23 protein-coding genes are annotated in these 26,656 nt (G+C 68.0%); 14 read left to right on the top strand and 9 right to left on the bottom strand.

The features are described from left to right. The first annotated feature begins 9 nt into the window (after positions 1-9). Positions 10-1,485 carry an adenosylhomocysteinase gene (gene ahcY, locus ACAM49_RS06695; RefSeq protein WP_369634563.1) on the top strand — a complete coding sequence of 492 codons (1,476 nt, stop codon included), beginning with the start codon at positions 10-12 and terminating at the stop codon, positions 1,483-1,485. An 85-nt stretch (positions 1,486-1,570) separates the two neighbouring features. Here ahcY and ACAM49_RS06690 read toward each other — a convergent pair whose 3' ends face one another. Together ACAM49_RS06690 and ACAM49_RS06685 are read right to left on the bottom strand one after the other, a co-directional pair. Next, positions 1,571-1,846: a hypothetical protein gene (locus tag ACAM49_RS06690; protein WP_369634562.1), complete on the bottom strand. Its 276-nt coding sequence runs from the start codon at positions 1,844-1,846 to the stop codon at positions 1,571-1,573. Positions 1,847-1,924: 78 nt separating this feature from the next. After that, the gene (locus tag ACAM49_RS06685; RefSeq protein ID WP_369634561.1) at positions 1,925-2,980 is read right to left on the bottom strand and encodes a glycerophosphodiester phosphodiesterase; all 1,056 of its coding nucleotides are present in this window, start codon (positions 2,978-2,980) and stop codon (positions 1,925-1,927) included. Between the two features lie 37 nt (positions 2,981-3,017). Here ACAM49_RS06685 and ACAM49_RS06680 point away from each other — a divergent pair, with 37 nt between their 5' ends. The 10 genes from ACAM49_RS06680 to ACAM49_RS06635 all read left to right on the top strand — a co-directional run bounded on the left by ACAM49_RS06680 (position 3,018) and on the right by ACAM49_RS06635 (position 12,808). Continuing rightward, the gene (locus tag ACAM49_RS06680; RefSeq protein WP_369634560.1) at positions 3,018-3,665 is read left to right on the top strand and encodes a dTMP kinase; all 648 of its coding nucleotides are present in this window, start codon (positions 3,018-3,020) and stop codon (positions 3,663-3,665) included. Positions 3,666-3,743: 78 nt separating this feature from the next. Beyond that, positions 3,744-4,421, top strand: coding sequence for an MtrAB system response regulator MtrA (gene mtrA, locus ACAM49_RS06675; protein ID WP_029931579.1), 678 nt, complete (start codon positions 3,744-3,746; stop codon positions 4,419-4,421). A gap of 44 nt (positions 4,422-4,465) precedes the next feature. Beyond that, positions 4,466-6,265 carry an MtrAB system histidine kinase MtrB gene (gene mtrB / locus ACAM49_RS06670; protein ID WP_369634559.1) on the top strand — a complete coding sequence of 600 codons (1,800 nt, stop codon included), beginning with the start codon at positions 4,466-4,468 and terminating at the stop codon, positions 6,263-6,265. Further along, a complete protein-coding gene (gene lpqB, locus ACAM49_RS06665; protein ID WP_369634558.1) occupies positions 6,262-8,058 on the top strand; it encodes an MtrAB system accessory lipoprotein LpqB in 1,797 nt (598 codons plus the stop codon). Before mtrB ends, lpqB begins: the two co-directional genes overlap by 4 nt. 16 nt (positions 8,059-8,074) lie before the next feature. Continuing rightward, positions 8,075-8,755 (top strand): ComF family protein, encoded by a 681-nt coding sequence (locus ACAM49_RS06660; protein ID WP_369634557.1) that lies wholly within the window; start codon positions 8,075-8,077, stop codon positions 8,753-8,755. Between the two features lie 229 nt (positions 8,756-8,984). After that, complete coding sequence (gene raiA, locus ACAM49_RS06655) at positions 8,985-9,659, top strand: ribosome-associated translation inhibitor RaiA (RefSeq protein WP_369634578.1); 675 nt, start codon at positions 8,985-8,987, stop codon at positions 9,657-9,659. Between the two features lie 118 nt (positions 9,660-9,777). Beyond that, positions 9,778-11,070 (top strand): acetyl-CoA C-acyltransferase, encoded by a 1,293-nt coding sequence (locus ACAM49_RS06650; protein WP_369634556.1) that lies wholly within the window; start codon positions 9,778-9,780, stop codon positions 11,068-11,070. 191 nt (positions 11,071-11,261) lie between these two features. After that, positions 11,262-11,702: a hypothetical protein gene (locus ACAM49_RS06645; protein WP_369634555.1), complete on the top strand. Its 441-nt coding sequence runs from the start codon at positions 11,262-11,264 to the stop codon at positions 11,700-11,702. A gap of 60 nt (positions 11,703-11,762) precedes the next feature. After that, positions 11,763-12,068, top strand: coding sequence for a hypothetical protein (locus ACAM49_RS06640; protein WP_369634554.1), 306 nt, complete (start codon positions 11,763-11,765; stop codon positions 12,066-12,068). Positions 12,069-12,274: 206 nt separating this feature from the next. Then, positions 12,275-12,808 carry a hypothetical protein gene (locus ACAM49_RS06635; RefSeq protein ID WP_369634553.1) on the top strand — a complete coding sequence of 178 codons (534 nt, stop codon included), beginning with the start codon at positions 12,275-12,277 and terminating at the stop codon, positions 12,806-12,808. Position 12,809: 1 nt separating this feature from the next. On the opposite strand, the gene bluB is transcribed toward ACAM49_RS06635, so the two are convergent. From bluB to ACAM49_RS06605, 6 genes are all read right to left on the bottom strand, one after another. Further along, positions 12,810-13,472, bottom strand: a complete 663-nt coding sequence (bluB, locus tag ACAM49_RS06630; protein ID WP_369634552.1) for a 5,6-dimethylbenzimidazole synthase — start codon at positions 13,470-13,472, stop codon at positions 12,810-12,812. Positions 13,473-13,559: 87 nt separating this feature from the next. Next, complete coding sequence (locus ACAM49_RS06625; protein WP_369634551.1) at positions 13,560-14,813, bottom strand: fatty acid desaturase; 1,254 nt, start codon at positions 14,811-14,813, stop codon at positions 13,560-13,562. Between the two features lie 95 nt (positions 14,814-14,908). Then, a complete protein-coding gene (locus ACAM49_RS06620; RefSeq protein ID WP_369634550.1) occupies positions 14,909-16,363 on the bottom strand; it encodes a fatty acid desaturase in 1,455 nt (484 codons plus the stop codon). Positions 16,364-16,494: 131 nt separating this feature from the next. Continuing rightward, on the bottom strand, positions 16,495-17,658 hold the full coding sequence (locus ACAM49_RS06615; protein ID WP_369634549.1) for a ferredoxin reductase: 1,164 nt from the start codon (positions 17,656-17,658) through the stop codon (positions 16,495-16,497). A 94-nt stretch (positions 17,659-17,752) separates the two neighbouring features. Next, entirely contained in the window at positions 17,753-18,268 is a 516-nt protein-coding gene (locus ACAM49_RS06610; RefSeq protein ID WP_369634577.1) for a hypothetical protein, read from the bottom strand. 52 nt (positions 18,269-18,320) lie between these two features. Beyond that, on the bottom strand, positions 18,321-19,742 hold the full coding sequence (locus ACAM49_RS06605; protein ID WP_369634548.1) for a wax ester/triacylglycerol synthase family O-acyltransferase: 1,422 nt from the start codon (positions 19,740-19,742) through the stop codon (positions 18,321-18,323). Between the two features lie 461 nt (positions 19,743-20,203). Between ACAM49_RS06605 and secA the strand changes: the two genes are divergently transcribed. The 3 genes from secA to ACAM49_RS06590 all read left to right on the top strand — a co-directional run bounded on the left by secA (position 20,204) and on the right by ACAM49_RS06590 (position 26,325). After that, a complete protein-coding gene (gene secA / locus ACAM49_RS06600) occupies positions 20,204-23,038 on the top strand; it encodes a preprotein translocase subunit SecA (protein ID WP_369634547.1) in 2,835 nt (944 codons plus the stop codon). Positions 23,039-23,203: 165 nt separating this feature from the next. Then, complete coding sequence (locus tag ACAM49_RS06595; RefSeq protein WP_369634546.1) at positions 23,204-23,443, top strand: hypothetical protein; 240 nt, start codon at positions 23,204-23,206, stop codon at positions 23,441-23,443. 275 nt (positions 23,444-23,718) lie between these two features. Further along, positions 23,719-26,325 carry an AAA family ATPase gene (locus ACAM49_RS06590; RefSeq protein WP_369634545.1) on the top strand — a complete coding sequence of 869 codons (2,607 nt, stop codon included), beginning with the start codon at positions 23,719-23,721 and terminating at the stop codon, positions 26,323-26,325. An 8-nt stretch (positions 26,326-26,333) separates the two neighbouring features. On the opposite strand, the gene ACAM49_RS06585 is transcribed toward ACAM49_RS06590, so the two are convergent. After that, positions 26,334-26,651, bottom strand: a complete 318-nt coding sequence (locus tag ACAM49_RS06585; RefSeq protein ID WP_369634544.1) for a hypothetical protein — start codon at positions 26,649-26,651, stop codon at positions 26,334-26,336. Positions 26,652-26,656: the final 5 nt, after the last annotated feature.

Here is a 26,656-nt window from a genome sequence, read left to right as displayed (position 1 = left end):
GAGAGGCAGATGACGACCGCTGTGTCCAGCATGATGACCCCCGACGTCCGCAACGGGATCGATTTCAAGGTGGCGGACCTGTCCCTTGCCGACTTCGGCCGCAAGGAGATTCGCCTCGCCGAGCACGAGATGCCGGGCCTGATGGCGCTGCGTCGCGAGTACCACGACGTGCAGCCGCTCAAGGGCGCGCGCATTTCCGGCTCCCTGCACATGACCGTGCAGACCGCCGTGCTGATCGAGACCCTGGTCTCGTTGGGCGCCGAGGTCCGCTGGGCCTCCTGCAACATCTTCTCCACCCAGGACCACGCGGCCGCCGCGGTCGTGGTCGGTCCGCACGGCACCGTCGACGAGCCCAAGGGCACCCCGGTCTTCGCCTGGAAGGGCGAGACCCTGGAGGAGTACTGGTGGGCGGCCGAGCAGATGCTGACCTGGCCGGGCGAGCCGGCCAACATGATCCTCGACGACGGCGGCGACGCCACCATGCTGGTGCTGCGCGGCGCGCAGTTCGAGAAGGCGGGCGTGGTGCCGCCCGAGGACGAGACCCACTCGGCCGAGTACAAGGTGTTCCTGAACCTGTTGCGCGCCAGCCTCGAAGCCGACAAGGGCAAGTGGGGCAAGATCGCCGAGTCGGTCAAGGGCGTCACCGAGGAGACCACCACCGGCGTGCTGCGGCTGTACCAGTTCGCCGCCGCGGGTGAGCTGTCGTTCCCGGCGATCAACGTCAACGACTCGGTCACCAAGTCGAAGTTCGACAACAAGTACGGCACCCGCCACTCGCTGATCGATGGCATCAACCGCGGCACCGATGTGCTCATCGGCGGCAAGAAGGTGCTGATCTGCGGCTACGGCGATGTCGGCAAGGGCTGCGCGGAGTCGATGGCCGGCCAGGGCGCGCGCGTCCAGGTCACCGAGATCGACCCGATCAACGCGCTGCAGGCGCTCATGGACGGCTTCGACGTCGTCACCGTGGAGCAGGCGATCGGCGACGCCGACATCGTCATCACCTCCACCGGCAACAAGGACATCATCCTTCTCGACCACATGAAGGCGATGAAGGACCAGGCCATCCTGGGCAATATCGGTCACTTCGACAACGAGATCGACATGGCCGCCCTGGAGCGCTCCGGCGCCGACCGCCTGAACATCAAGCCGCAGGTCGACCTGTGGACGTTCAAGGACTCCGGCAAGTCGATCATCGTCCTGTCCGAGGGCCGCCTCCTGAACCTGGGCAACGCCACCGGCCACCCCTCGTTCGTCATGTCGAACTCCTTCTCCAACCAGGTGATCGCCCAGATCGAACTCTGGACCAAGCCCCAGGAGTACGACAACGAGGTCTACCGCCTCCCCAAGCACCTCGACGAGAAGGTCGCCAAGATCCACGTCGAGGCCCTCGGCGGCACCCTCACCAAGCTCACCAAGGACCAGGCCGAATACATCGGCGTGGATGTGGAGGGCCCGTACAAGCCGGACCACTACCGCTACTGAGCGGCTGTGTGGTTCTCGCGAACCGCTTGTAGCACCTGAAGATTCGGCCGGTCACCTCGAGTGACCGGCCGAATCTCGTTGGGGCCTAGACGCAGATGTCCACGATCGGGAACCAGGTGCCGCCCTTGAGGGTGCAGATGGCGGCGCTGATCAGTTCGCTGGCGCTGGAGCCGGTGCCGCCGACATTGTCGGAGCCGGAGCTCGAGCCGGAACCGCCGGAGCCCGAACCGGATCCGGAGCCTGAGGTGCCGGCGATCGGGGTGGGGTCGAGGGTGAGTGGGGCGGCCGTCGCGGTGGCGGTGGAGAGGGTCGCGGCGGAGATGGCGACGGCCGCCAGGGTGTAGGTGAAGCGGGACTTCATCAGGTGCTCTCCTTGCGGGGGGAGTGGTGGCTCGGACCCTACAAGGATTGAAGGACTGGCGTTTCGGATTTGCGCGGGTTATTTATGGAAGGACTGCGGCAGGGGGTAACCCTTGTCCTGCATGACTTCTCGGGCACGGTTCGGATAGTCGGTGATCAGGCCGTCGACGCCCTGGTCCAACATCTGCCCGATGGCGTCCTTCTCATTGACCGTCCAGGGAATCACCTTGATACCGAGATCGTGTGCCTTGCGGACGTATTCGGCGCCGGTCATCAGCTTGTAGTCCGGTGATGAAATGTTCGCTCCCAGAGCCTTGATCGCGCCCAGCGGATCACCGGCGTGATCCTCGTAGTGCACCGGGCCGAGCCAGGCGCTGTTCGGCTTGAAGGTGGTGTCGTCGTAGAGCGCCACCGTCGGGATGTTCGGGTTCGCGGCCTTCACCAGCGGCAGGCTGCGCCAGTCGAAGCTCTGGATCTCCACCTTGTCGGTGGCCCCGGCCGCTCCGATCGCGCCGAGGATGACATCGACGAATTCCTCGGGGGTGGCGGACTGTTCGGGGTGCTCGGCCTCGACCTTGGTCTCCACGTTGTAGCGGATGGCGTCGAACGCGCCCGGGTAGGTCTTCACCAGATCGAACAGCTCCGGCAGCCGGGCGATCTTGTTGCCCGGAAGTTCCTGCGCCTCCGGGAATCCCGCGAGCTTCTTGCCGCAGTCGAGGGTGTGGACCTGGTCGAAGGTGAGGTCGTGCACCAGCTTGCCGACGTAGGGGTACTGCGGATCGTCGGGAAACGCCGGGGCGGTATCGGTGCACTTCTCGCCCTGGATCTTCGGGTCGTGCCAGATGAGCGGCGCCTTGTCCTTCGTCAGCACGATATCGAGTTCCAGTGTGGACACGCCCAGTTCGAGGGCCTTCGCGAAGCCGGGCAGCGACTCCTCGATGGTCATGCCGCGTCCGCCGCGGTGGGCCTGCAGATCGAAGGCCCGGTGCGGGTCGGCGGCCGGGCTCGCCGGGGTCGAGGAGTTCGTATCGCCGGAGTCGTTGCCGCAGGCCGCCAAACCGACGGCGGCAACCGCCACTCCCAGGACCGCGAAAGCACGCTTGAGCTGCACTGACTTGACGCGTACGGAAGTCATGAGCGGACTATAGCGAGCATTCGGTAGTCTGCCCTGCATGGGAGCACTGGTGGCGGTTGAAGGCCTCGACGGCGCGGGTAAGCGCACGTTGACCGAGGCCGTCGTTGCCGGGCTGACCGCCCGCGGGCTGCGCGTGGCCACCCTCGCCTTCCCCCGCTACGGCGTTTCGGTGCACGCCGACCTCGCCGCCGAGGCGCTGCGCGGCGGCCATGGAGATACCGCTCGGTCTGTGAACGCCATGGCGCTGCTGTTCGCGCTCGACCGCGCCGACGCGCGCGACGAACTCTCGAAACTGCTGGCCGACAACGACATCGTGCTACTGGACCGCTATGTGGCCTCCAATGCCGCCTATTCCGCCGCGCGGATGGAACAGGACGCGCACGGTGAAATCGTGGCCTGGATCGAGGAATTGGAATTCGAGCGATTCGCCCTGCCTGCCCCGAATGTCCAGATTCTCCTGGATGTTCCGGTCGATGTGGCGGAGGAGCGCGCCCGGCTGCGCGGCGCGGCCGACACCGCGCGGGCGCTGGACTCCTACGAAAAAGACGGGGGACTGCAGCGCCGCACCGGTACTGTCTATCGTGAGCTGGCCGAAATCAACTGGCACGGACCGTGGTGGGTGCATCGGACCGGTGACGAACCGGCAACACTTACCGCGCGCCTCGCGGAAATTGTTGCTGGATAGGGTTGGATGTGCGCCGACAGGTCACGAGTGTTGGCGTGGCGGCCGAATCAGAGCCGGAGAGGTGACAAACTAGACGTTATGAAGCCGAAGATTCTGGTCGTCGACGACGATATGGCTCTCGCGGAGATGCTCACGATCGTCTTGCGCGGTGAGGGTTTCGACCCCCACGTCGTCGGTGACGGTACGCAGGCGCTGACCGCGGTCCGGGAGCTGCGCCCGGATCTCGTGTTGCTGGACCTCATGCTGCCCGGCATGAACGGCATCGATGTATGCCGGGTACTGCGAGCCGACTCGGGAGTGCCCATCGTGATGCTGACGGCGAAGACCGATACGGTCGACGTCGTCCTGGGTTTGGAAAGCGGTGCCGACGATTACATCGTCAAACCGTTCAAACCGAAGGAACTCGTCGCTCGGGTGCGGGCCCGCCTGCGCCGCACCGAGGAGGAGCCGCAGGAGCTGCTGTCCATCGCCGACATCGTCATCGATGTGCCCGCGCACAAGGTGACCCGCGGCGGCCAGCAGATCTCGCTGACTCCGCTCGAGTTCGATCTGCTGGTGGCGTTGGCCCGCAAGCCGCGTCAGGTGTTCACCCGAGAGGTGCTCCTCGAACAGGTCTGGGGCTACCGGCATGCCGCCGATACCCGCCTGGTCAACGTGCACGTGCAGCGGTTGCGCGCCAAGGTGGAGAAGGATCCGGAGAACCCTGAGATCGTCTTGACCGTGCGAGGTGTGGGCTACAAGGCCGGACCGCCGTGATCGCTGGTTCCAGAAACCGCGTTCAGCGGTGGCTGGCGGTAGTGATGGCCTGGTTCCGCAATCTGGGCGAGCAACTGGGCCATGCATGGCGGCGTTCGCTGCAGTTGCGTGTTGTCGTGTCCACGCTCACCCTGTCGCTGATCGTCATCACGATTCTGGGCGTCGTGCTCACGAGTCAGATCACCGACAGGTTGTTGGACGCGAAGATCAGCGCGGCCGTCGACGAAATGGGCCGCGCCCGCAATACCGTTCAGAATCAACTGACCGGAGTGCACGATTCGGGCACTCAGCAGAGCCGTCTGGATGATGCCCGCCGCGCGCTGTTCAACAGCGCCGGCGGGAACCAGAGTGGCGGCGCCGCAGGCAGTTACGAGGCGGCGCTGGCCATGACGGGGGACACCGGGCAGGAGCTCACCTCCGGGTCCATTCAGGAGATCCCCAGCGAGCTACGCCAATTCGTGAAGCAGCGGCAGGTCTCCTATCAGTTCGCCACGGTCTCCAGCCCGGATGGGTACAAGGGCCCGGCCCTGATCATCGGCAGCCCGTCCGCCGATATCGATTCGCTGGAGATCTATCTGGTCTTCCCGCTCACCAATGAGCAACGGAGCCTGTCGCTCATGCGCGGCACCATGCTCATCGGCGGCATCGTGCTGCTGGTGCTGCTGGCCGCGATCACCGCGCTGGTGACCCGACAGGTGGTGCTGCCCATCCGATCCGCCGCGCGGATCGCGAGTCGTTTCGCCGACGGCCGCCTCAAGGAGCGCATGCTGGTGCGCGGTGAGGACGACATGGCCAGGCTGGCCATGTCGTTCAACGAGATGGCCGAAAGCCTGTCCAACCAGATCACCCAACTCGAGGAGTTCGGAAATCTGCAGCGACGCTTCACCTCCGACGTCAGCCACGAGCTCCGCACGCCGTTGACCACCGTGCGCATGGCGGCCGACCTCATCCACGGATCCAGCGACGACCTGGACCCGGCGCTGGCGCGTTCGGCCGAACTGCTCGTCAACGAACTCGACCGGTTCGAGGGCCTGCTCAACGACCTGCTCGAGATCAGCCGCCACGACGCGGGTGTGGCCGAGCTGCAGGTGGAATCGCTGGACGTGCGCATGTGCGCGCGGGCCGCGGTCTCCACGGTGCGGCACCTGGCCAAGGAATCCGGCGTGGAACTCGTGGTCGACATGCCCGAGGAACCCCTTGTCGCCGAGGTGGATCCGCGCCGCGTCGAGCGCGTGCTGCGAAACCTGCTCGCCAATGCCATCGACCACAGCGAGGGCAAGCCGGTGCTCATGCGCATGCGCGGCGACCTGGACGCCAACGCGGTCGCCATCGTGGTGCGCGATCAGGGCGTCGGCCTGCGGCCCGGCGAGGAGAAGCTGGTGTTCAACCGCTTCTGGCGCTCCGACCCCTCCCGCATGCGCCGCTCCGGCGGCACCGGCCTGGGCCTGTCCATCAGCGTCGAGGACGCCAACCTGCACGAGGGCAAGCTCGAGGCGTGGGGCGAGATCGGCGTGGGCGCGAGCTTCCGGCTCACGCTGCCGCTGGTGCGCGGCAAGAAGCTGGGGTCGAGCCCACTGTCGTTGGAGCCGCCCAAGATTCGCGGGACGGTCTCACCCGAACAGCTGGCGCTGGACATCGCGGCGTCGGACGCCACGCCCGAGGCCATCGCCTCGTTCGCGGCGGTGCTCGAATCCGCGCCCACCACAACCGAATCGGAGGACGGCGCGGGCGACGGCGTGCCCGAGCAGACCCCGGCCGAGGACGGATTCGACGCCATCGCACCGGAATTCCCCTCCGCCTCCGCCACCGCGGACGGCGGTACCGCCGGGGACGGCCAATCATGAGGCATCCCCTCATCAGCCTGTGCCGGGCTCTGGTGGCTCTGAGCTGCCTGGTTCCGCTGGCCGCCTGCGCCAGCCTGCCGGACTCCTCGGCGCCGCAGGCGCTGGGCAGCCTCGACCACCAGCCCACCAGCACCGCGCCCAATCCGCCCATCGCCGGCCGCGAACCCGAGCAGCTGCTGCTGGACTTCCTGCAGGCCACCTCCGACCCCACCAACAAGCATCAGGCGGCGCGCCAGTTCCTCTCGCCCGCGGCCAATGTGGCGTGGGACGACGCGGAGGGCACCACCATCGTGGACTCGCAGCCGAACACGCTGCGCGAGTCCCGCACCGGTGACGCCGCCACCTATGTGATCCGGGCGCGCAAGATCGGCGAGCTGGCCGCCGACGGCTCCTATCGGGCCGCCGACGGCACCCTGGAAACCAAGATCGAGATGGAGAAGCTGGACGGCGAATGGCGGATCAAGGATCTGCCCGCCGGGGTGATCGTGGAACAGGGCGCCTTCGCCAAGTCGTATCACCGGTATTCGCTGTTCTTCCCGAACCTGGCCGGGACCGCCATGGTGCCGGACCTGCGCTGGATCTCGGTGCGCAAGGACCAGCTGGCGCAGCGGCTGCTGAGCCTGCTCGGCGCGGGCACGCAGGCGGCGCTGGCGCCCGCCACGCACAACCCGATGGCCGCGCCCGTGGCCCTGCGCGGGCCGATCACCAAGGCCAATGGCGATCCCGACAATGTCGGGGTCGGCGGCGGCGGGGTGGCCGTGGACTTCAGCGGTGCTCCCCCGGATCCGGCCGCCCGCGATCTGATGGCCGCTCAGGTGGTGCTGACCCTGTCGAGCGCGGACGTGCTGGGGCCGTACCTGATCAATGCCGACGGCAAACCGCTCGAGGAGAAGTTCTCCAACGGCTGGCAGCGCGCCGACGTCGAGGCCAAGAGCCCGGATGTGGTCGCGCGCAATCGCGCCGGGCTGCACGCGGCGCGCGACGGCTCGCTGGTGGCGCTCACCGAAACCGGGATCACCCCCGCGCCCGGCTTCTTCGGCACCACTCACACCCTGCAGTCGGTCGGCTTGTCCCCGGACGGGCAGCTGGTGGCCGCGGTCGCCAAGTCCGGCCGCCCCGACCCCGAACCCGAGCGCACGCTGATCATCGGAACCTATGACGGCCAGGGCTTCCCGGTCGCCACCGGCGGCACCTTCACCCGCCCGTCCTGGCCCGCCGACGGCAGCTCGGCCTGGTCGGTGGTGGACGGCGACCGGGTGATCCGCGCCGTGCACGACCGCACCACCGGCAATGTGTCGGTGCAGGACGTCGACATCTCGGAACTGCTGGCGGCGGCGGCCAATTCGAACTCGCCGCGGGTGCCCATCACCGAACTGCGCATCTCCCCGTCCGGGGCGCGCGCGGCGCTCATCGCCAACGGCAAGGTGTACGTGGCCGTGGTGGTGCCGCAGGCGGGCGGGAAGTTCGCGCTCACCTCGCCGCTGCCGCTGGCCATCGGGCTGAGCACGCCCGCGGTGTCCATCGACTGGCTCACCGACGAGAAGGTCATCGTGGCCCGCGACGGCAATGTGGACCCGGTGGCCGGGGTGCTGGTGGACGGCTCCGAATTCCGCGCCCAGACCTCGCAGAACCTCACCCCGCCGGTGCGGGTGGTGAGCGCCGCGCCGGACCAGGAATATGTCGCCGACTCGCGCGCGGTGCTGGAGCTGACCCGCAATCCCGAAGGGCGCGAGGACTACTGGCGCGAAGTTCCCGGATTGGGGGCCAACGCGGTACCGGTGCTGCCCGGCTAGGCGCACACTGGGGTGCATGGGGGCTGTGGACACGAGGGACGTACGAAAGGGCCTGGGGGAGCTGCTGGATCTGATGCTGCCGCGTTCGTGCGGTGGTTGCGGTCGGGCGGGGACCGCCTGGTGCGCCGAGTGCGCGGCCGCGCTGTCCGGGCCGCCGGTACGGATCCGGCCGCGCGCCGATCCCGGGGTGCCGTGCTGGGCGCTGGCCGGGTACCGGGGTGCGCCGCGGGCGGCCGTGCTGGCCGTCAAGGAGCATTGCCGGTGGGACCTGACAAAGCCGTTGGGTGTCGCGCTGGCCAGGGGACTGGATCGTTTGCGGGACACCGATCGGGAGCTGATATTGATCCCCGCGCCGAGCCGGGCGGTGTCCGCGCGCCGTCGTGGAGGCGATCCGGTGACGCGTTCCGCGATCGTCGCGGCGAGTTGGCTGCCGGGTTGCCGACTGGTACGTATGTTGCGCATGCGTCCAGGTGTGCGTGACTCGGTGGGCCTGGGGCACCGCGATCGCCAGCACAATCTGCACGGGCGGATCATGCTAGCCACCACCCGGCCACCGGGTGTCCGGTTTCCGGCAAATGCCGAGGTAGTGCTCGTCGATGACGTGCTGACCACCGGTGTCACGATGCGCGAATCGGTGGCTGCGCTGGCTGATGCGGATGTGACGGTTCGTGCCGTGCTGGTTACCTGCGCGGCTTGATTCTTCGAAATTTGCGTGAACACTGGCGGACAGGTCGCTGGCGCACTAGGTTGGCGATCAGACACCCGAACCGCAAGTTTGGAGGTGGCGCCTCGGACATATGTGCCGACGCGAATTATTCGATCGGCACACGTTTCAATCCCGCCGCACGAGCGGCTTGTGCGGCCAGATCCGGGAGGTACGCGTGACGACTACTTCACGACTCTCAGCGAAGAACGCAGACACCGCGGTGCTGCTCGACGACGAGGTCACCCTCGACGATTCGCCCAATCGGGCAACCAGTGCGGATGTCGTGGTCAAGGGAAGGACCCTCGGTGAGGGTGGAGTTCCCGACCATTTCCGAATTCACGTGTCGGACAAGCTCTCTCGCTTGGAGCGTTTCGACCCCACCATCTACCTCTTCGACGTGGAGCTCACCCACGAACGCAATCGTCGTCAACGCAAGAACTGCCAGCGAATAGAGATCACCGCCCGCGGCAAGGGTCCGGTCGTCCGGGCCGAGGCCTGCGCGGACAGCTTCTACGCGGCGCTCGAGCTCGCGGTGGAGCGGCTGGAGAGCCGATTGCGCAGGCTCAAGGATCGCCGTCGCGTGCACCACGGGGACAAGACCCCGATCTCGGTGGCGGAAGCCACGGCCGGCCTGCTCGACGATTCCCTGTTCACCTCGAACGGGTCCGCCGCCCACGACCATTCGGCCGACGAGATGGACGGCGAATCCGCCGGTCCCGGCCACGTCGTGCGCACCAAGCAGCACCCCGCGATCCCCATGACGGTCGATGACGCCCTCTATCAGATGGAGCTCGTCGGCCACGATTTCTTCCTGTTCCAGGACAAGGAGACCGACCGACCGTCGGTCGTCTACCGCCGCCACGCCTTCGACTACGGCCTCATCCGGCTCGCCTAGTTCGCGGTAAAGGGACACGTACACCACCCATTTCGACCGGGGTCTCGGGACAAGGCCCCGGTCGCCTGTTGCCCAGCACACTCTTGCTGTTACGGCGTGTATCAGTTAAAACTGTGCCATGGCTACCAAGGGCGCTCGCCGTGCTGTCATCGTCGCCGGGGCGCGGACCCCGTTCGTGCGGGCATTCACCGACTTCACGCGGATGGACTCCATCGACCTCGCCGACACCGCGGTGCGCGGGCTGCTGGAACGGACCGGACTGCCCAAGCGGGATGTGCAGGCGATCGTGTGGGGCGGGGTGATCCTGCCCAGCGGCGCGCCGAACATCGCGCGTGAGATCGCGTTGGATCTCGAAATGGATCCGGGCTGTGAGGGTTACACCGTTACGCGTGCCTGCGCGTCCGGACTGCAGGCCGTCGTCTCCGCGGCGGGCGCCATCGAGCGCGGCGAGTACGACATCATGGTCGCGGGCGGTAGCGACTCCACCAGCAATGCCGAGGTCAAGCTGCCGCAGAAGCTGGTGCACGCCGCCGCGCCGCTGGCATTGGGCAAGCCCAAGGCCAAGGACTACCTCAGCGCGGCAACGCAATTGGCGCCGTTCTTCGACCTGATGCCGCGGCGGCCGCAGATCGCCGAGCGCACCACCGGCGAGGTGATGGGCGAATCGGCCGAGAAGATGGCCCGCATCCACGGCATTTCCCGTGGGGCGCAGGACAATTTCGCCGCCACCTCGCACCACCGCGCGGCGGCCGCCATCGAATCGGGCCGCTTCGACCGCGAGGTGCTCAGCGTATCCACCCCCGACGGCGTCGCCGTCTCCCGCGACGGACTCGTGCGCCGCGACACCAGCCTGGCCAAACTCTCCAAGCTGGCACCGGTTTTCGCCGAGAACGGCACCGTCACCGCGGGCAACTCCAGCCCGCTCACCGACGGCGCGTCCGCGGTCCTGCTCATGAGCGAGGAGAAGGCCCGGGCGCTCGGCTTCGAACCCCTCGCCGCCTTCCGCTCCTGGAGCTTCGTCAGCGTCGACCCGCGCGACCAGGTCCTCATCGGCCCCGCCATCTCCATGCCGCGGGCCCTCGACAAGGCCGGAATGTCGCTGGATGACATCGATTTCGTCGACATCCACGAGGCCTTCGCCGCCCAGACCCTCTCCGTTGTCTCGGCCCTGGCCAGCCACGAATGGGCCAAGACCCGCCTCGACCGCGACACCGCCGTCGGCCAGATCGATCCGGCCAAGCTCAACGTCCACGGCGGCTCGGTCTCCCTCGGCCACCCGTTCGGCGCGACCGGCGCCCGTATGGTCACCACCATGGCCAACGAACTCGCCCTCACCGGCAAGTCCACCGCCCTGCTCGGCATCTGCGCCGCGGGCGGCATCGGCGCCTCGGCCGTCCTGGAACGCGTCTAGCCGACCCGCTCCGGTGTCGCGTGTGCCGTATGCGACGTGGCATCGGAGATCGGCGTGAATGCGTCTTCGCGCAGCTCAGGTCCGGTTCGCGCTGGCGGACCGGGACTTTTGGCTACCGGTTCGTATTTCTTTGGTGGGGAATCGGTGTCGAATGGGTATCCCCAGGGGGACGAGACGAGCGGAGGTGGATCATGGTCCGCAGGACGATGATCGGTGCCGCGGCGATCGGGATCGCGGTCGGCATCGGTATCGGTGGAATGGGAAGCGCTGCGGCGCTGCCACTTCCGGCGACGGGATCGGACTCCGGGCAGCAGCCCGTGGCCGATCACGATCTGAATCAACGACTGCGTAACGCCGGACAGCACGCCGGCGAACGATTTCCGGTGTACGGGCTGGTGTATTCGGATGCGGCGGTGTGGACGCTGGCGTTCGTCAACGGCGGCCCGACCGACTACTACACCATCGACGGCGCGCGCGTAGAGCTCGCGACGCCGGTCCGCGGCGCGGTGTCGCAGGGCGATGTCTTCGCGGGCACCATCACCATCACCGGCAAACAGGACTCCGGTGACCCGGTGGTAACGCTGGACGACTTCGCGATCGTCGGCCACCGCCCCGTCGAGGCCCTGCGCTAGACGCGCCGAGCCTTCTCGAAATAGCCGCAGCCTGAAACACATCCGGTACACAATTTCCCCGTGGGATTCCGGGAATGGAAGCAGGCGGTATCGCACGGCGACAGCGATCGCGCCATCGCCGCACGCATGGGCACCAACCAGATGCGGGTATCCCGCCACCTCGGCGGCGATTCACCGGTCGCGGAAACGGTCATCGCCTTCAGCCGCACCTATGGCGTGAGTCCGATCGAAGGTTTGATCCAGGCCGGATTCCTCACCCGTGACGACGTGCAGCGCGCCTCGGCGCAGGAGGCCCTGCGGACGGCCGGCGGTGCGGAACTCGCCGCGGAGGTGACGCGGCGGCTGGCCGAGGTGGCCACAAGTTAGCCAGATCGAGGAATGCTCTGTCGATCACATGTGATGGACAGAGCAGTCTTGGGCGTTCGTATCGCTTCTACCTGCGTATTTCGGAGACAAACCGCAGCATTTCGTGGTGCCGATCACGCCCTTTTCGGAGTGCGCTCATTTTTACCTGTTACTACCGTGAAAGGCGGATTGAAAAGCGAACTTCCCCTTGAAAGCCGGTGTTTCCGATGTCTGTACGCAAGATGGTCGTTTCCTCCGTGATCGCTCTTCCCGTCGCCGCCGCCGTCGTGCTGGCCGGTGCCGGAACCGCCTCCGCCGCAACCGTTTCCAATGATCCCGCCCCGGCCCCCGTGGCCGACGTGCAGCGCGATCCCACCACCGGAATCCCGGTCGACACCCTGAACCTCATGGGCCAGGACGCCGCCATCGGCGCGGGCGTCGGCGCGGTGACCGGCGGCATCGCCGGCGGTGTGGCCGGTGGCGTCGTGGGTCTGCCCGTCGGACTGGCCGGTGCGGCCGTGGGTGCCGGTGCGGGCGCCGCCGTGGGTGCCGCGGTCGACGGTCCCGCGATGCTGGTCGGTGGCGCTCCCGTCGTGCTGCCGTTCACTGCCGCGAGCATCGTGACCGGTGCCGGGCTGGGATTCGCCGCGGGCGAGGCCATTCCGGTCGCCGTGGGCGCCGCCGGTGGCGCACTGGTCGGCGCGGGCCTCGGTGCCGGGATCGGCGCGGGCGTCGGTTACGCCACCGCCCCGCAGCACTGAGTCAGGCGCGCTGGGTGAACCGTTCCCAGTGAATCGCGGATTCGAGCGGGCGGCGGTCGCGCCAGCCGAAACGCTCCAGGTCCGGAACCTGCTGGAATTCGTGGACCGGTCCGACGCAGAGCCAGGCGACCGGTTTCACGTCGGCCGGGAGGTCGAGTAGATCGACCAGGTAGGGCTCGTCATAGAAGCTGACCCAGCCGACGCCCACACCCTCGGCGGTGGCCGCGAGCCAGAGATTCTGAATGGCCAGGATGGTCGAGTAGATCCCGGTCTCGGGGACCGTGGCGCGGCCCAGGACGTGGGTGCCGCCGCGGGATTGGTCGTGGGTGACCACGATGCCGGTGCCGGACTCGACGATCCCCTCGATCTTGATCGGGTTGAAGGTCTCGGCGCGGTCGGCGGGCAGCGAATCGTGGAACTGCTGCCGCTTCTCGGCCACGTGGTCGGCGAACTTGTTCAGCGTGGCCGGGTCCCGTAGGACGACGAAGTCCCACGGCATGGAATTGCCGACGCTGGGCGCGCGATGGGCGGCCTCCAGGATGCGGAGCAGGGTCGCGTCGTCCACCACCTCGCCGGAGAATTCGGCGCGGACGTCACGGCGCAGCTTGATGGCGTCGTAGACGCTGAGACATTCGGTGGGGGCTTCGGGACCTGCGGAACACACGGCGACCAGTCAATCACGGTGCCCGATCAGTGCGGAAAGGCCCCCGCCGAACAGTCAGCGGGGGCCTTTCTCACCGATTTACGCGGCTCAGCGCGCCATGGCGGGCTGCTTGCGGCGGGCCAGGCGGCGGCCACCCTCGGCCAGCGCGGTGCGCAGACCGCGCCGCTTCCCGGTCATCGGGTCGATGGTGCTCTCGCCGCCGAAGACCTTCTCCGACTTGGTTTCCGGGGCGTCGTCGGTGCCGCGGCGCAGGTACTTGTTGGGCAGCGACAGCTTCATGATGGTGCGCCACGACTTGGCGTACTGCACCGGCAGCGAACCGGTCGTGTACGGCAGGTCGTACTTCTCGCACAGCGCCCGCACCCGAACCGCGATGTCGGCCAGGCGGTTCGACGGGATGTCGGGGTACAGGTGGTGCTCGATCTGGTGCGAGAGGTTGCCGGTCATGAAGTGCATGAGCGGGCCGCCGGAGATATTGGCCGAGCCCAGCATCTGCCGCAGGTACCACTCGGCCTGGGTCTCGTTGTCGCAGTCGAACTTGGTGAACTTCTCGGCGCCGTCGGGGAAGTGGCCGCAGAAGATGACCGCGTTGGTCCACACATTGCGGACCACATTGGCGGCCAGGTTGGCGGTCAGCGTGCCCAGGAAGGCGGGGCCGGTGAGCAGCGGGAAGATCAGGTAGTCCTTGGCGGCCTGCTTGCCGATCTTCTTGAGCACCGTCCGGCGGTCCTCCTCGAACTGCTTGCGCTCCGGGGAATCCGGGGCCCACTTCTTCTTGGCGACCTTGCCGAGCTCCAGATGCTGGATGGCGACGCCGTATTCGAAGAACATCTGCAGCAGCAGGTTGTACACCGGCTGCCCCAGGTAGAACGGCGACCAGCGCTGATCCCGGGTGACGCGCAGCAGGCCGTAGCCGATGTCGTCGTCCATGCCCAGCACGTTGGTGTACTTGTGGTGCAGGAAGTTGTGGGTGATCTTCCAGTGCTCGGCGGGACCGGCGTTGTCCCATTCCCACTGGGTGGAGTGGATTTCCGGATCGTTCATCCAGTCCCACTGCCCGTGCATCACATTGTGGCCGATCTCCATGTTCTCGATGATCTTGGCGGTGCCCAGCAGGGCGACGCCGGCCAGCCACGCGGGCGGGAACAGACTCGCGAAAAGCACTGCGCGGCCGCTGATCTCGAGGCCACGCTGGAGACGGATCACATTGCGGATGTAACGGGCGTCCTTCTCACCCAGGGATGACTCGACCTCACGGCGGATGGCGTCTAGCTCCGCCCCGATCGCCTCGACATCCTCGGGGGTGAGGTGCGCGTATTCCTTGACATCCGAGATCGCCATGCCGGTTACAGTACCGTAAGTTACGGTCCCGTAGGTTGGTGAGGATCGAAACTCCGACGTGTCGAATACCGCATTGTTTTCGAGATCGGACTCTGCTAGCGAGTGCGGCGGAGTTTCCGCGAGAACCAACCGCCCCGTTGGGCCTTGTCCGTCAGCAAAGCCCGTTCGGCCCTTGCCTTTTCCTGCAGCGCGAGCTTGGCCTCGCGCAGCACCTGCTTCTCGTGCGCGGCCTTCTCCTTGAGCGCCACCTTGGCCTCCTGCATGGCCGACCGCAGCCCCCGCCGCTCACCGGTCACCGGATCCAGCCCCCAGTGCGGCTGATGCTCGGCCAGCCACTCGCTCGCGCTGTGCTCGGCCAGCCATTCACTGCCGTTCCAGGTAGGCATCGACGGCAGCGAGATGCCCGCGAACTTGCGCTCGGACGACGTCTCCGGCGCATCGTCGGAGGTCCGCTTGAGCCACTGATCCGGCAGCGCCAGCTTGTGAATCGTGCGGAACGCCAACAGGTATTGCTTGGCCAGCGACCCGGTGGTGTAGGGCAGGTCGTACTTGTCGCACAGCTCCCGCACCTTCACCGACACCTCCGGATACCGGTTGGACGGCAGGTCCGGGAACAGGTGGTGCTCGATCTGGTAGCTGAGATTGCCGCTCATGAAGCCCATGACCGGGCCCGCGTCGAAATTCGCGCTGCCCAGCATCTGCCGCAGATACCACTCGCCCTGCGTCTCGTTCTCGAACTGCTCCACGGTGAACTTCTCCGCGCCGTCCGGGAAATGCCCGCAGAAGATGACCGCGTACGCCCACAGATTGCGCACCAGATTCGCGGTGGCATTCGCCTTGAGCGTCGATTTCCACGCCGGACCGGTGAGCGCCGGATAGATCACGAAATCCTTGGCGACCTGCTTGCCGGCCTTGCGCCAGAACGCCTTGTTGGGCTCGTTGACCACATTGCGCGGCGGGAAGAACGAGGTCGGAGGAATCCCCATCTGCTCCTTCTGCGCCGCCAGATCGTGCAGCGCGATGCCCCACTCGAACAGCGCGGCCAGGAACAGATTCGCCACCGGCTGTACCAGATTGACCGGCTTCCACTCCTCGTCGCGCGTCATGCGCAGGATGCCGAAGCCCAGATCGTCATCCATCTCGAGGACATTGGTGTACATGTGGTGCGAATAGTTGTGCGCGGCCTTCCACTGCGCCGAGGTGCCCGTCATATCCCACTCCCAGGTGGTGGAGTGGATCTCCGGATCGTTCATCCAGTCCCATTGCCCGTGGCTGATGTTGTGCCCGAGCTCCATGTTCTCGATGATCTTGGCGACCGACAGCAGTGCGGTGCCGGTGAGCCAGGCCCAGCGCTTCTTGGACGCGAACAGCGTGGCACGGCCCGCGGCCTCCAGAATGCGTTGCGCCGCAATGCTGCGACGGATGTACTTCGCATCCTTCTCGCCGAGGGAATTCTCGACATTGCGTCGAATCGTGTCGAGCTCATGGCCGAGCGATTCGATATCGGCCGCCGAGAGATGGGCGAACGCCTTGATGTCGGTGATGGCCACCGGCGGGTCCTTCCGTGGTTGAACTGCCTCGCACCGCTGCGCGGGGGCGGTCCCGAGCGGGACCGCGTTCAGGCTCGATTGCTATCGAGGGTAGCCGTTCCCGAGCGCATTGGGCGCGCCCGGTCCGCGCGTCACACCTCGACGGTGCAGTCGCCCGCCGCGACCGAGATGCAGGTCTGGATCTTGTCGCCCGCGCGGTGCTCCTTGCCATTGCGCAGATCCCGGGTGTGGCCGTCGGTGAGGGTCACCACACAGGTCTGGCAGATACCCATCCGGCAGCCGAAGGGCATCCGCACGCCCGCGTTCTCACCGGCCTGCAGCAGCGTGGTCGCGCCGTCCACCTCGGCGGTGCGGCCGGCCTTGGCGAAGGTGACGGTGCCGCCCTCGCCGGAGGCGTTGCGCTCGATCTCGAAGCGCTCCACGTGCAGCTGGTCCGCGAGACCCGCGGCGGCCCAGTACTTCTCGATCTCGTCGAGCATGGGCAGCGGGCCGCACGCCCACACCTCGCGCTCGCGCCAATCCGGCACCACCTCGTCCAGATCGGCGAGGGCGAACTTGCCCTTGTCGCCGGTCAGGTGCAGGTGCGCGGTGAAACCCGGTCGCCGCTCGTGCAATTCGCGCAGCTCGTCACCGAACATCACGTCGTCGGGGGTGCGTGCGGAGTGGATGTGCATGACGTCCGGGACCGAATCGCGGCGGTCCATGGTGCGCAGCATGGCCATCACGGGGGTGATGCCCGAGCCCGCGGTCAGGAAGAGCACCTTGTCCGGCGTCGGCTCCGGCAGCACGAATCCGCCCTGCGGCGCGGCCAGGCGCACGATGGTGCCCGCCGGGACGCCGGAGACGATGTGGCTGGACAGGAAGCCCTCCGGCATCGCCTTCACCGCGATGGAGATGAGCCGCTTGCCCTTGTGATTGGCATCGCCGGACCAATCCGGCGGGCAGGTCAGCGAATACGAGCGCCAGTGCCAGCGGCCGTCCACCAGCACGCCGATGCCGATGTACTGGCCCGGCTGGAACTTGAAGTCGAAGCCCCAGCCCGGCTTGATCACCAGGGTGGCCGAATCGGCGGTCTCCTTGCGGACCTCCACGATGCGGCCGCGCAGCTCGCGGGCGGACCAGAGGGGGTTGATCAGGTGCGCGTAGTCGTCCGGCAATAGGGGAGTGGTGATGCGCGCGGCGGCGCCGCGCAGCGTGTCGAGAGGAGTCCGCCCGGCGGTTCCGCCCTCGGCCACGGGAGCCTCGAGCCAATTCCGCAAACCTCGCACGGAGAATCCACCACTCTTCGATGCCATGATCCGGAAACCGTTCCTATCGTCGTACCGCGTCCGTCACGGCCAGGTTACGGCATCGTAGGTTACGGTGCCGGAGGCAGACGGAAAGACCTGATCAGAGTAGGTCGAGGAGAAACGGTAGTTCCTGCGCGGCGTACCAGGCGAGCTGGTGATCCTCGGCGTCGCCGAGCACGAATTCGGCGTCGGCATCGCCCATATCGGCGGCGTCGATTACCTCGACGGCCTTGGCGACCTCGGACTCCGCTTCCGCCAGATCCACGTGGATCGAGGCGATGCGGTCGTAGGGGATGGCGGCGGAGAGCCGAACCACCGCGTCATCGAGATCGGGGCGCAGGGTCGCGTCGTCCACGTCCGCGGCGATGACCGCGCGGCGGAAGATCGGTCCCTTCGGAGCGGCATCGGAGGCGTCGGCGTCCTCCCCGCCGAGATCCGTCGCCGCCTGTTCCTCGGCGAGCAGCCGCAGCGAGGCGCGCGCGGCCTCGGCCATGGCGACCTCCGCCAGCTCCTCGTCGTCGCCGGAGGCGTAGGCCTCGCGCAGCGCGGGTGTCACCGCGAAGGCGGTGTCGTTGAGCGCGCGAATCTCGCGGTCGGCGACCAGTTCCCGCAACATCGGCACGGTGGCCGGGACATAGACCCGTAGCTTCTTCGACACGCGCGACGACTCACTGGACGCAGGCACCGAGCATCTCCTCCATCGACTCGTGCACCGAAGCGGTCAGCACCGCGATGTCGGCCATGGCGTCGCGATCGGCGGTGAGTCCGTAGAACACCCGTCCGTCGTAGGACGTGAGCCCGATGCTCAGAGCCTGAAAGCGCAGCAACGGCGATACCGGGTACATCTCCAGCATCCGCGCGCCGCCTATGTACATGGCCTGCTGCGGACCCGGCGCGTTGGTGATCACCAGATTGAACGTGTGCTCTGCAAAAGTACTCGCCGAGCGCACGCTCATGGCATGCAGGCTCGCCGGAGCGAATCCGGCCATGTGCACCAGGGTGCGCGCCCGCACTCCGCGCTGATGCCGGGAGTGCGCCTCGGTGGCGTGCTTGATGTGCGACATCCGGATCACCGGATTCGGCTCGCCCACCGGCAGATCCAGCAGCAGCGAGGTGACCTCGCCCGCCGGTTTCAGCTCGCCGTGCGGGCCGTCGGCGTAGACCGACATGGGCACCACGGCGCGCAGCAGGTCGGCCTCGGTGAGCACCTGGCCGCGCGAGAGCAACCAATTGCGCAGCGCACCGGTCACCACCGCGAGGATCACGTCGTTGATCGAACAGTTGAATCGCTTGCGGATCTTGCGGTAGTCCTCGAGATCGGTGCGCACCACCTCGAGCCGGCGATTGCGGGAGGTCCGGGTGTTCAGGGGGCTGTCGGGCGCGCCGATGGCCGCGGCCCGGACCATGGACACCACCTTCCGCACCGCCTTGCCGGTGGCGTCGACCATGGCGAACGCCTCGGCCATGTGGTGGCGCGCCACCTCGAGACCCTCGCGCGGCTGGGTGGCCAGATGCAGGACCGCGCCCACCAGCAGTTCCAGATCCGCGGGTTCGCGATGCGCGATCCAGGCGTCGTCGGCGACCTCGCGCGGCGCCTTGGAGGTGTCCAGGATCACATGCCCGATCTCGAGCGCGGAGTCGCCGTCGACCAGCGAGGAATGGGTCTTGGTGAAGATGGCGCAGCGGCCCTCGGACAGCCCCTCGACCAGATACATCTCCCACAGCGGCCGGGTCGGATCGAGCGGGCGGGAGGCCAGGCGCGCCACCAGGTCCAGCAGTTGCTCGTCGGTCCCCGGTTCGGGCAGCGCGGAGCGGCGCACGTGATAGGTGATGTCGAAGTGGCTGTCGTCCACCCACACCGGGCGGCCCAGCGCGAACGGGATCTCGCGCACCTTGCGGCGGTAGAGCGGCACCAGCGGCAGCCGCGACTCGACCAGCGACACCAGCCGCTCGTAGTCGAGCGGGCCGTGCCCGGAATTGGCCCGCGGCGCGGGATTGCGCAGGATGGCCAGGGAGCCGATGTGCATCGGGTTGCTGCTGGATTCCAGCCGGTAGAACGACGCGTCCTGCGGCGTCAGTCTGGTGATCACGCTGCCCGCTACTCCCTAATCCCTGCCTGCGCCCGCGGAAGTTCCCCCTGCCGAGGCGTCGGCGTATCAGCGGCGTTTCGCCGTCGAGAGGCAAGCTATCGCAATCCGATCACCTGGGGGAATGGATGGGCGGCGCTGCCCGAGATCCCACACCGTCGTCGGTGTCCCTGCTCCGGGCGCGCGGGCGCAAGCCATCGCACGCCGGACCCCCTACATGGTACTTCAGGGGTAACGAAACAGCCTCGGACGCAATGCCATTCGCTGCAAGGTCGCTGGACGCCGGAAGACGCCGCGGCCGACCGCGATTTCACAGCATCTCCTCAGTGCCTGGGCCATCGGGTGCGCAGTTCAGCACCTAAGCTGGGCACCGGATTACCATGGCTAGTGATTGCGCGCCCGCGCGCAGGCTTCCCGCTGTGGTGGGGGCTACCGACAACACCGACCAGAGGACTACAAGACCCGTGCCTGCGCTGAGTTTTTCAAGGTTGCTACGGATTGGTGAAGGTCGCACGGTCAAGCGGCTGGCGAGTCTGGCCGATGAGGTCATCGCCCTCGACGAGGAGTTCACGGCCCTCAGCGACGCCGAGTTGCAGGCCAAGACCGCGGAGTTCAAGGAGCGCTACGCCGACGGCGAGAGCCTCGACGAGCTGCTGCTGGAGGCCTTCGCGACCGCGCGGGAAGCGTCCTGGCGAGTGCTCAACCAGAAGCACTACAAGGTGCAGATCATGGGCGGCGGCGCCCTGCACATCGGCAATGTGGCGGAGATGAAGACCGGTGAGGGCAAGACCCTGACCTGTGTGCTGCCCGCCTACCTCAACGCCATCTCCGGCGAGGGCGTGCACGTCGTCACCGTCAACGACTACCTGGCCAAGCGCGACGCCGAGTGGATGGGCCGCGTGCACCGCTTCCTCGGCCTCGAGGTCGGCGTGATCCTGGGCGGCATGAGCCCGGCCGAGCGCCGCGAGGCCTACGCCGCCGACATCACCTACGGCACGAACAACGAGTTCGGCTTCGACTACCTGCGCGACAATATGACCCACTCGCTGGACGATCTGGTCCAGCGCGGGCACAACTTCGCCATCGTCGACGAGGTCGACTCCATCCTCATCGACGAGGCCCGCACCCCGCTGATCATCTCGGGCCCGGCCGACGCCTCCTCGAAGTGGTACGCGGAGTTCGCGCGCATCGCGCCGCTGCTGAAGAAGGACCTGCACTACGAGGTCGACATCAAGAAGCGCACCATCGGTGTGCACGAGGCCGGCGTCGAATTCGTCGAGGACCAGCTGGGCATCGACAACCTCTACGAGGCCGCCAACTCGCCGCTGGTGAGCTACCTGAACAACGCCATCAAGGCCAAGGAGCTCTACGAGCGGGACAAGGACTACATCGTCCGCAACGGCGAGGTCATCATCGTCGACGAGTTCACCGGCCGAATCCTGGTGGGCCGCCGCTACAACGAGGGCATGCACCAGGCCATCGAGGCCAAGGAGGGCGTGGAGATCCAGCCGGAGAACCAGACTCTGGCCACCATCACGCTGCAGAACTACTTCCGCCTCTACGACAAGCTCTCGGGCATGACCGGTACCGCCGAGACCGAGGCGGCCGAGCTGCACCAGACCTACGGCCTGGGCGTCGTGCCGATCCCGACCAACAAGCCGATGATCCGCGCGGATCAGACCGACCTCATCTACAAGACCGAGGAGGCCAAGTACGCCGCGGTCGCCGACGACATCCAGGAGAAGCATGAGCAGGGCCAGCCGGTCCTGGTCGGCACCACCTCGGTCGAGCGCTCGGAGTACCTGTCCAAGCTGCTGACCAAGCGCGGCATTCCGCACAACGTGCTCAACGCCAAGTTCCACGAGCAGGAAGCGCAGATCGTCGCCGAGGCGGGTCGCCCGGGCGCGGTCACCGTCGCCACCAATATGGCCGGTCGCGGTACCGACATCGTGCTGGGCGGCAACCCGGACATCATCGCCGACATCCTGCTGCGCCGGCAGGGCCTGGACCCGGTCGAGACCCCCGACGAGTACGAGGCCCAGTGGCATCCGACCCTGGAGCGGGTCAAGGAGCAGGTCGAGGACGACGCCGAGGCGGTGCGCGACGCGGGCGGCCTCTACGTGCTGGGCACCGAGCGCCACGAGTCGCGGCGCATCGACAACCAGCTGCGCGGTCGTTCCGGCCGTCAGGGCGATCCGGGCGAGTCCCGGTTCTACCTGTCGCTGGGTGACGAGCTCATGCGGCGCTTCAACGGCGCGGCGCTGGAGTCGATCATGACCCGGCTGAACCTGCCCGACGACCAGCCCATCGAGGCCAAGATGGTCTCGCGGGCCATCAAGTCGGCGCAGACCCAGGTCGAGCAGCAGAACTTCGAGATCCGCAAGAACGTCCTCAAGTACGACGAGGTCATGAACCAGCAGCGCAAGGTGATCTACGCCGAGCGCGCCCGCATCCTCAACGGCGAGGACATGGAGGGCCAGGTTCAGGAGATGATCACCGACGTGATCACCGCCTACGTCAACGGCGCCACCGCCGAGGGCTACGTCGAGGACTGGGATCTCGAGAAGCTGTGGGGCGCGCTGAAGACGCTGTACCCCATCGGCATCGACTACAAGGACCTGACCGGCGAGAGCGAGACCGGCGAGGTCGGCGAGCTGTCCCGCGAGGAGCTGCTGGAGGCCGTCCTCGAGGACGCGCACGGCGCCTACGCCAACCGCGAGTCCGAGATCGACGGCCTGGCCGGCGAGGGCAGCATGCGCAATCTGGAACGCCAGATCCTGCTGAGCGTGCTGGACCGCAAGTGGCGCGAGCACCTCTACGAGATGGACTACCTCAAGGAGGGCATCGGCCTGCGCGCCATGGCGCAGCGCGATCCGCTGGTCGAGTACCAGCGCGAGGGCTTCGACATGTTCGCGGCCATGCTCGAGGGCCTCAAGGAGGAGTCGGTCGGCTTCCTGTTCAACCTCCAGGTCGAGGTGCAGCAGCCGCAGCCGGTCGGCGTGAACGTGGCCGCGGGTCTGCAGTCGCCCGTCGGCAACCGCCCGCTCCCCACCCAGGAGGACGCCGCCCAGGCGGGCAACGGCGCTCCGCCGGCCCTGCGCGCCAAGGGCATCGACGAGTCGGGCCCGCGCGGCCTGTCCTACTCGGGTCCGGACGAGGGCGGCCACGCCGCCATTCGCAGCGACAGCGACGAGTACGGCAACGAGGACGGCCAGGGCGGCACCCGCCGCGAGCGCCGCGAGGCCGCCCGTGCGCAGGGCAAGCAGGATCGCGCGCCCCGCACCAAGCGTCGGCACTAGGTATGTGAAACATGGTGGGCCCCGGGCGTTTACGCCCGGGGCCCACTGTTTTTCGGTCCGTACCAGCACTTTTCGCCCGGTCATGAAACAGTCACGATCACTGCGATCAAATGGTTCCAGTCCGGTCGCCGAGGGGCGATCGCGAAGGAAGAAGGAACCGAAATCATGCGCAAGACTCTCGCTGTTACCGCCATGGCCCTGGGCATCGCCGGCTTCGGTGTCGCCACCGCGCACGCCGAGTCCTACTTCGGCGGCAACTACGCCACCATGGACGCGTGTGTCGCCGACGGCTCGAAGGGCTCCTGGACCGCGCCGGACGGCACCCTGCTCGACGGCAACGCCGGCTGGCAGTACAGCTGCGACCCGCAGGCCGACGGCACCGTCAACCTGACGCTGTTCCGCTGATCGCTCTCAGCACCAAAGCGCCCCCGGCGAATTCGCCGGGGGCGCTTTTGTTTTCGCGGTTCCGGTGAAAATCGACCGAATCGTATTCAGCTTCATTTCACTTCGGTCGCGCGAAAATGGCCTGAAATATCGCGCGAACGCGCCTGCGCGTTATGTGAATTCCGCGGCAAATCCTGTGATCTGTGTCATTCCAGGACATTTTGTGCCACTTGACCGACCCGACTTGGTTGCAGGCTATTAGCTCGTCTAAATTTCGGGGTGTGTGGGAGGAATCAATGCTGTACGGGCGGGACCGGGAACGAATCCAATTGGATCGGCTACTCGGGGCCGCGCGGTCGGGGCGGGGCACGGGACTGGTGCTGTACGGCGATCCGGCCATCGGTAAGACCGCGTTGCTGCGCGGCGCCGTCGAACGCGCCGCGGACTTCCGCGTGCTGCGCTGCCAGGGCATTCGCACCGAATCGGAATTGCGGTTCGCGGGCCTGCACGAACTGCTGCTCCCGGTCGCGGACCGGCTCGCGCAGCTGCCGCCCACGCAGGCGCGCGCGCTGAGTTCGGTGCTCGGCCTGGACGCCGCGCCCGCCGAGGTCTTCCTGGTCGGCGCGGCCCTGGTGCGGCTGCTCGCGGTGCTGGCCGCCGAGACGCCGCTGCTGCTGGTGGTGGACGAGGCCCGGCTGCTGGATCCGGAATCGGCGCAGGCGCTCATCTTCGCCATCCGCCGGCTGTCCGCGGTTCCGGTCGCGCTGCTGGTGGCGGTGCGCGACGATCCCGCCGACACCGTCTGGCGCGAACTGCCGTCGCTGGCGGTCACCGGTCTGCCCGACGCCGAGGCGCGCCGCCTGATCGCCGACCGCCACGGCCCGCTGGGCGCGCTGCGCCTGGCCCGCATTCTCGAGGTGGCGGGCGGCAATCCGCTGGCCCTGCACGAATTACCCGGCGTGGTGGGCGAACTCGCGGGCACCGCGCCGGAACCGATGGCGCTGGGCCCGGGCGTGCGCGCCGCCTTCGCCGACCGGGTCGCGGCGCTGCCGCCCGAGGTGCGGGTGCTGCTCACGGTGGCCGCCACCGAGACCCGCGGTGTGCTGGGCGTGGTGACCGCCGCGGCCGCCGCGCTCGGGGCCGGGCCCACCGCCTGGGAGTTCGCCACGGCCGCGGGCCTGCTCGCGGTCGGCGACGGCCGCGTCGAGCGCACCCACGCCCTGCTGTGCGCCGCCGCCCACGATGCCGCCGCGCCCGCCGAGCGCCGCGCCGCCCAGCTGGCCGTGGCGGCCGCGCTGACCGAGCCGGGCGCCGCGGATCTGCGAATCTGGCACGGCGCCATGGCCTCCGACCGCCCCGACGAGGCGCTGGCGGCGGCGCTGACCGAACGCGGGACCGCGGCCGATCACGGGCAGCTGGCGGCCGCCGCCATGCTGCGTCAGGCCGCCGCCATCTCCCCCGATCCGGAGCGGGCGGGGGAGCGGCTGGCCGCGGCCGGCCGATTCGCCTGGGCGGGTGGCGATATCGCCTCCGCGCACGGCCTGCTCGACCGCGCCACCGCCCGCCTGGGTCCGGAGCGGGCGGCGACCGCCAGCCGCGGCCTGGCCGGAATGCTGGAATTCGTCGCGGGCGAACCGGAACGGGCCAGCCAGCTGATGCTTCGCGACGCCGAACTGGTGGATCCGGAGACCGCGGCGAATCTGCGCATCGACGCCGCCCGCGCCCGCTGGGCCGCCGGGCTCGGCGGGCTCGACCTGGACCCCGCGGAAATCGCGGTGACGGACGGCAATTCGCGCCTGCACACCATGATCCGGCCGCTGCCGCCCGCGCCCCTGGTGCTGCTGTGGGGCCTGGCCGACCGGGCGCTGGAGCCCTACACCCGGGCCGCCGCGCGGCTGCGGGGCAGTTCCGCCCCGGCCGCGGTGTCGCTGCTGCCGCAGCTGGCCATCATCCAGTTCGCCAACGGCCGGCTCCCGGCCGCCGAGCAGACCCTGGCCGAGGCGTTCGAGCTGGCCACCGCGGGCGGCGTGGAGAACGTGCTCGCCCACTGCTGGTCCCTGCGCGCGAAGATCACCGCGCTGCACGGTGATTCGGACGCCGTGCGGGAGGCCGCGGACAACGCCCTGGCGCTGGCGCGACCGCGGCGGACACGGGCGCTCGTCGCGTCGGTGCACTGGCACCTCGGCTTCCACGCGCTCAGCAATGGCGATCCGGAGAACGCGTATCTGCGCCTGCGCACCCTCGCGCAGCCCGGGCACGACGCCTGCCATCCGACCTATTCCCGGCTCGCCGCGGTGGATCTGGTAGAGGCGGCCACCCGGGTCGGCCGCCACGCCGAGGCGCTCGCGTACTACGCGGACATCCGGGACTGGGCCGTCCGCTCCCGCGCCGACTGGGCGGTCTCGGCCGCCTACACCTGCCGGGCACTGCTGAGCACCGACGACCGCGCCGACCGGTACTTCCGGCGCGCGCTCGCGGTCCGCCGCAGCCGCCACGACCTGAATCATGCTCGCGCCCAACTGCTCTACGGCAAGTGGCTGCGCCGGGTGCGCCGCCGCGCGGACGCCGCCGAGCAATTGCGCACGGCCGCCGAGGCCTTCGATCGCATGGGCGCGCAGCAGTGGGTGTCGCGCGCGCAGCAGGAACTGGAACTCACCGGGCGCCGCGCCGCGCCGGTCACCGCGCACGGGGAGACCTCGGTGCTGACGGCGCAGGAACTGCGCGTCGCGCGGCTGGCCGCGCACGGGCTCACCAATCGGGAGATCGGGACCGAACTGTTCCTGAGCCCGCGCACGGTGGGGCACCATCTGTCGCGGGTGTTCGGCAAGCTGGGGCTCAGCGGCCGGGCGGATCTGGTCGACGTCGATTTCGACAATGGAATGCGAATCGTCCGGCCGCGCTGAAGTTTTCGCTATTCCAGGTGCACGGACTCGCCCCAATAGCGGGGATCCCAGTTGATGAGGATCATGCCCGCGACGCTGCCGGCGCAGCCACCGCAGGCGTGCACCTGGATCAGGCTGTCCACATCGGTGTCCCCGGCCAGCAGGGCCCGGGTGGAAAGCCACACCGCCCGCAGGTGCAGGGCGGCGGGCCTGCCACAGCGCACACACTCGGGTAATTCGCCGTCGGGGTCGTTGCGCCCGATCCGGACTTCCGGGGTGACGGGTGCGCCGGGGCCGAGGGCCGCGTCGAGGAGCGGCGAGAATTCCTTGCGCTCACGGTCTTCCACCTCGG

Source organism: Nocardia sp. JMUB6875 (genome assembly GCF_041154655.1).
GTDB lineage: Bacteria > Actinomycetota > Actinomycetes > Mycobacteriales > Mycobacteriaceae > Nocardia.
This window is presented reverse-complemented; position numbering and strand designations above follow the sequence as displayed.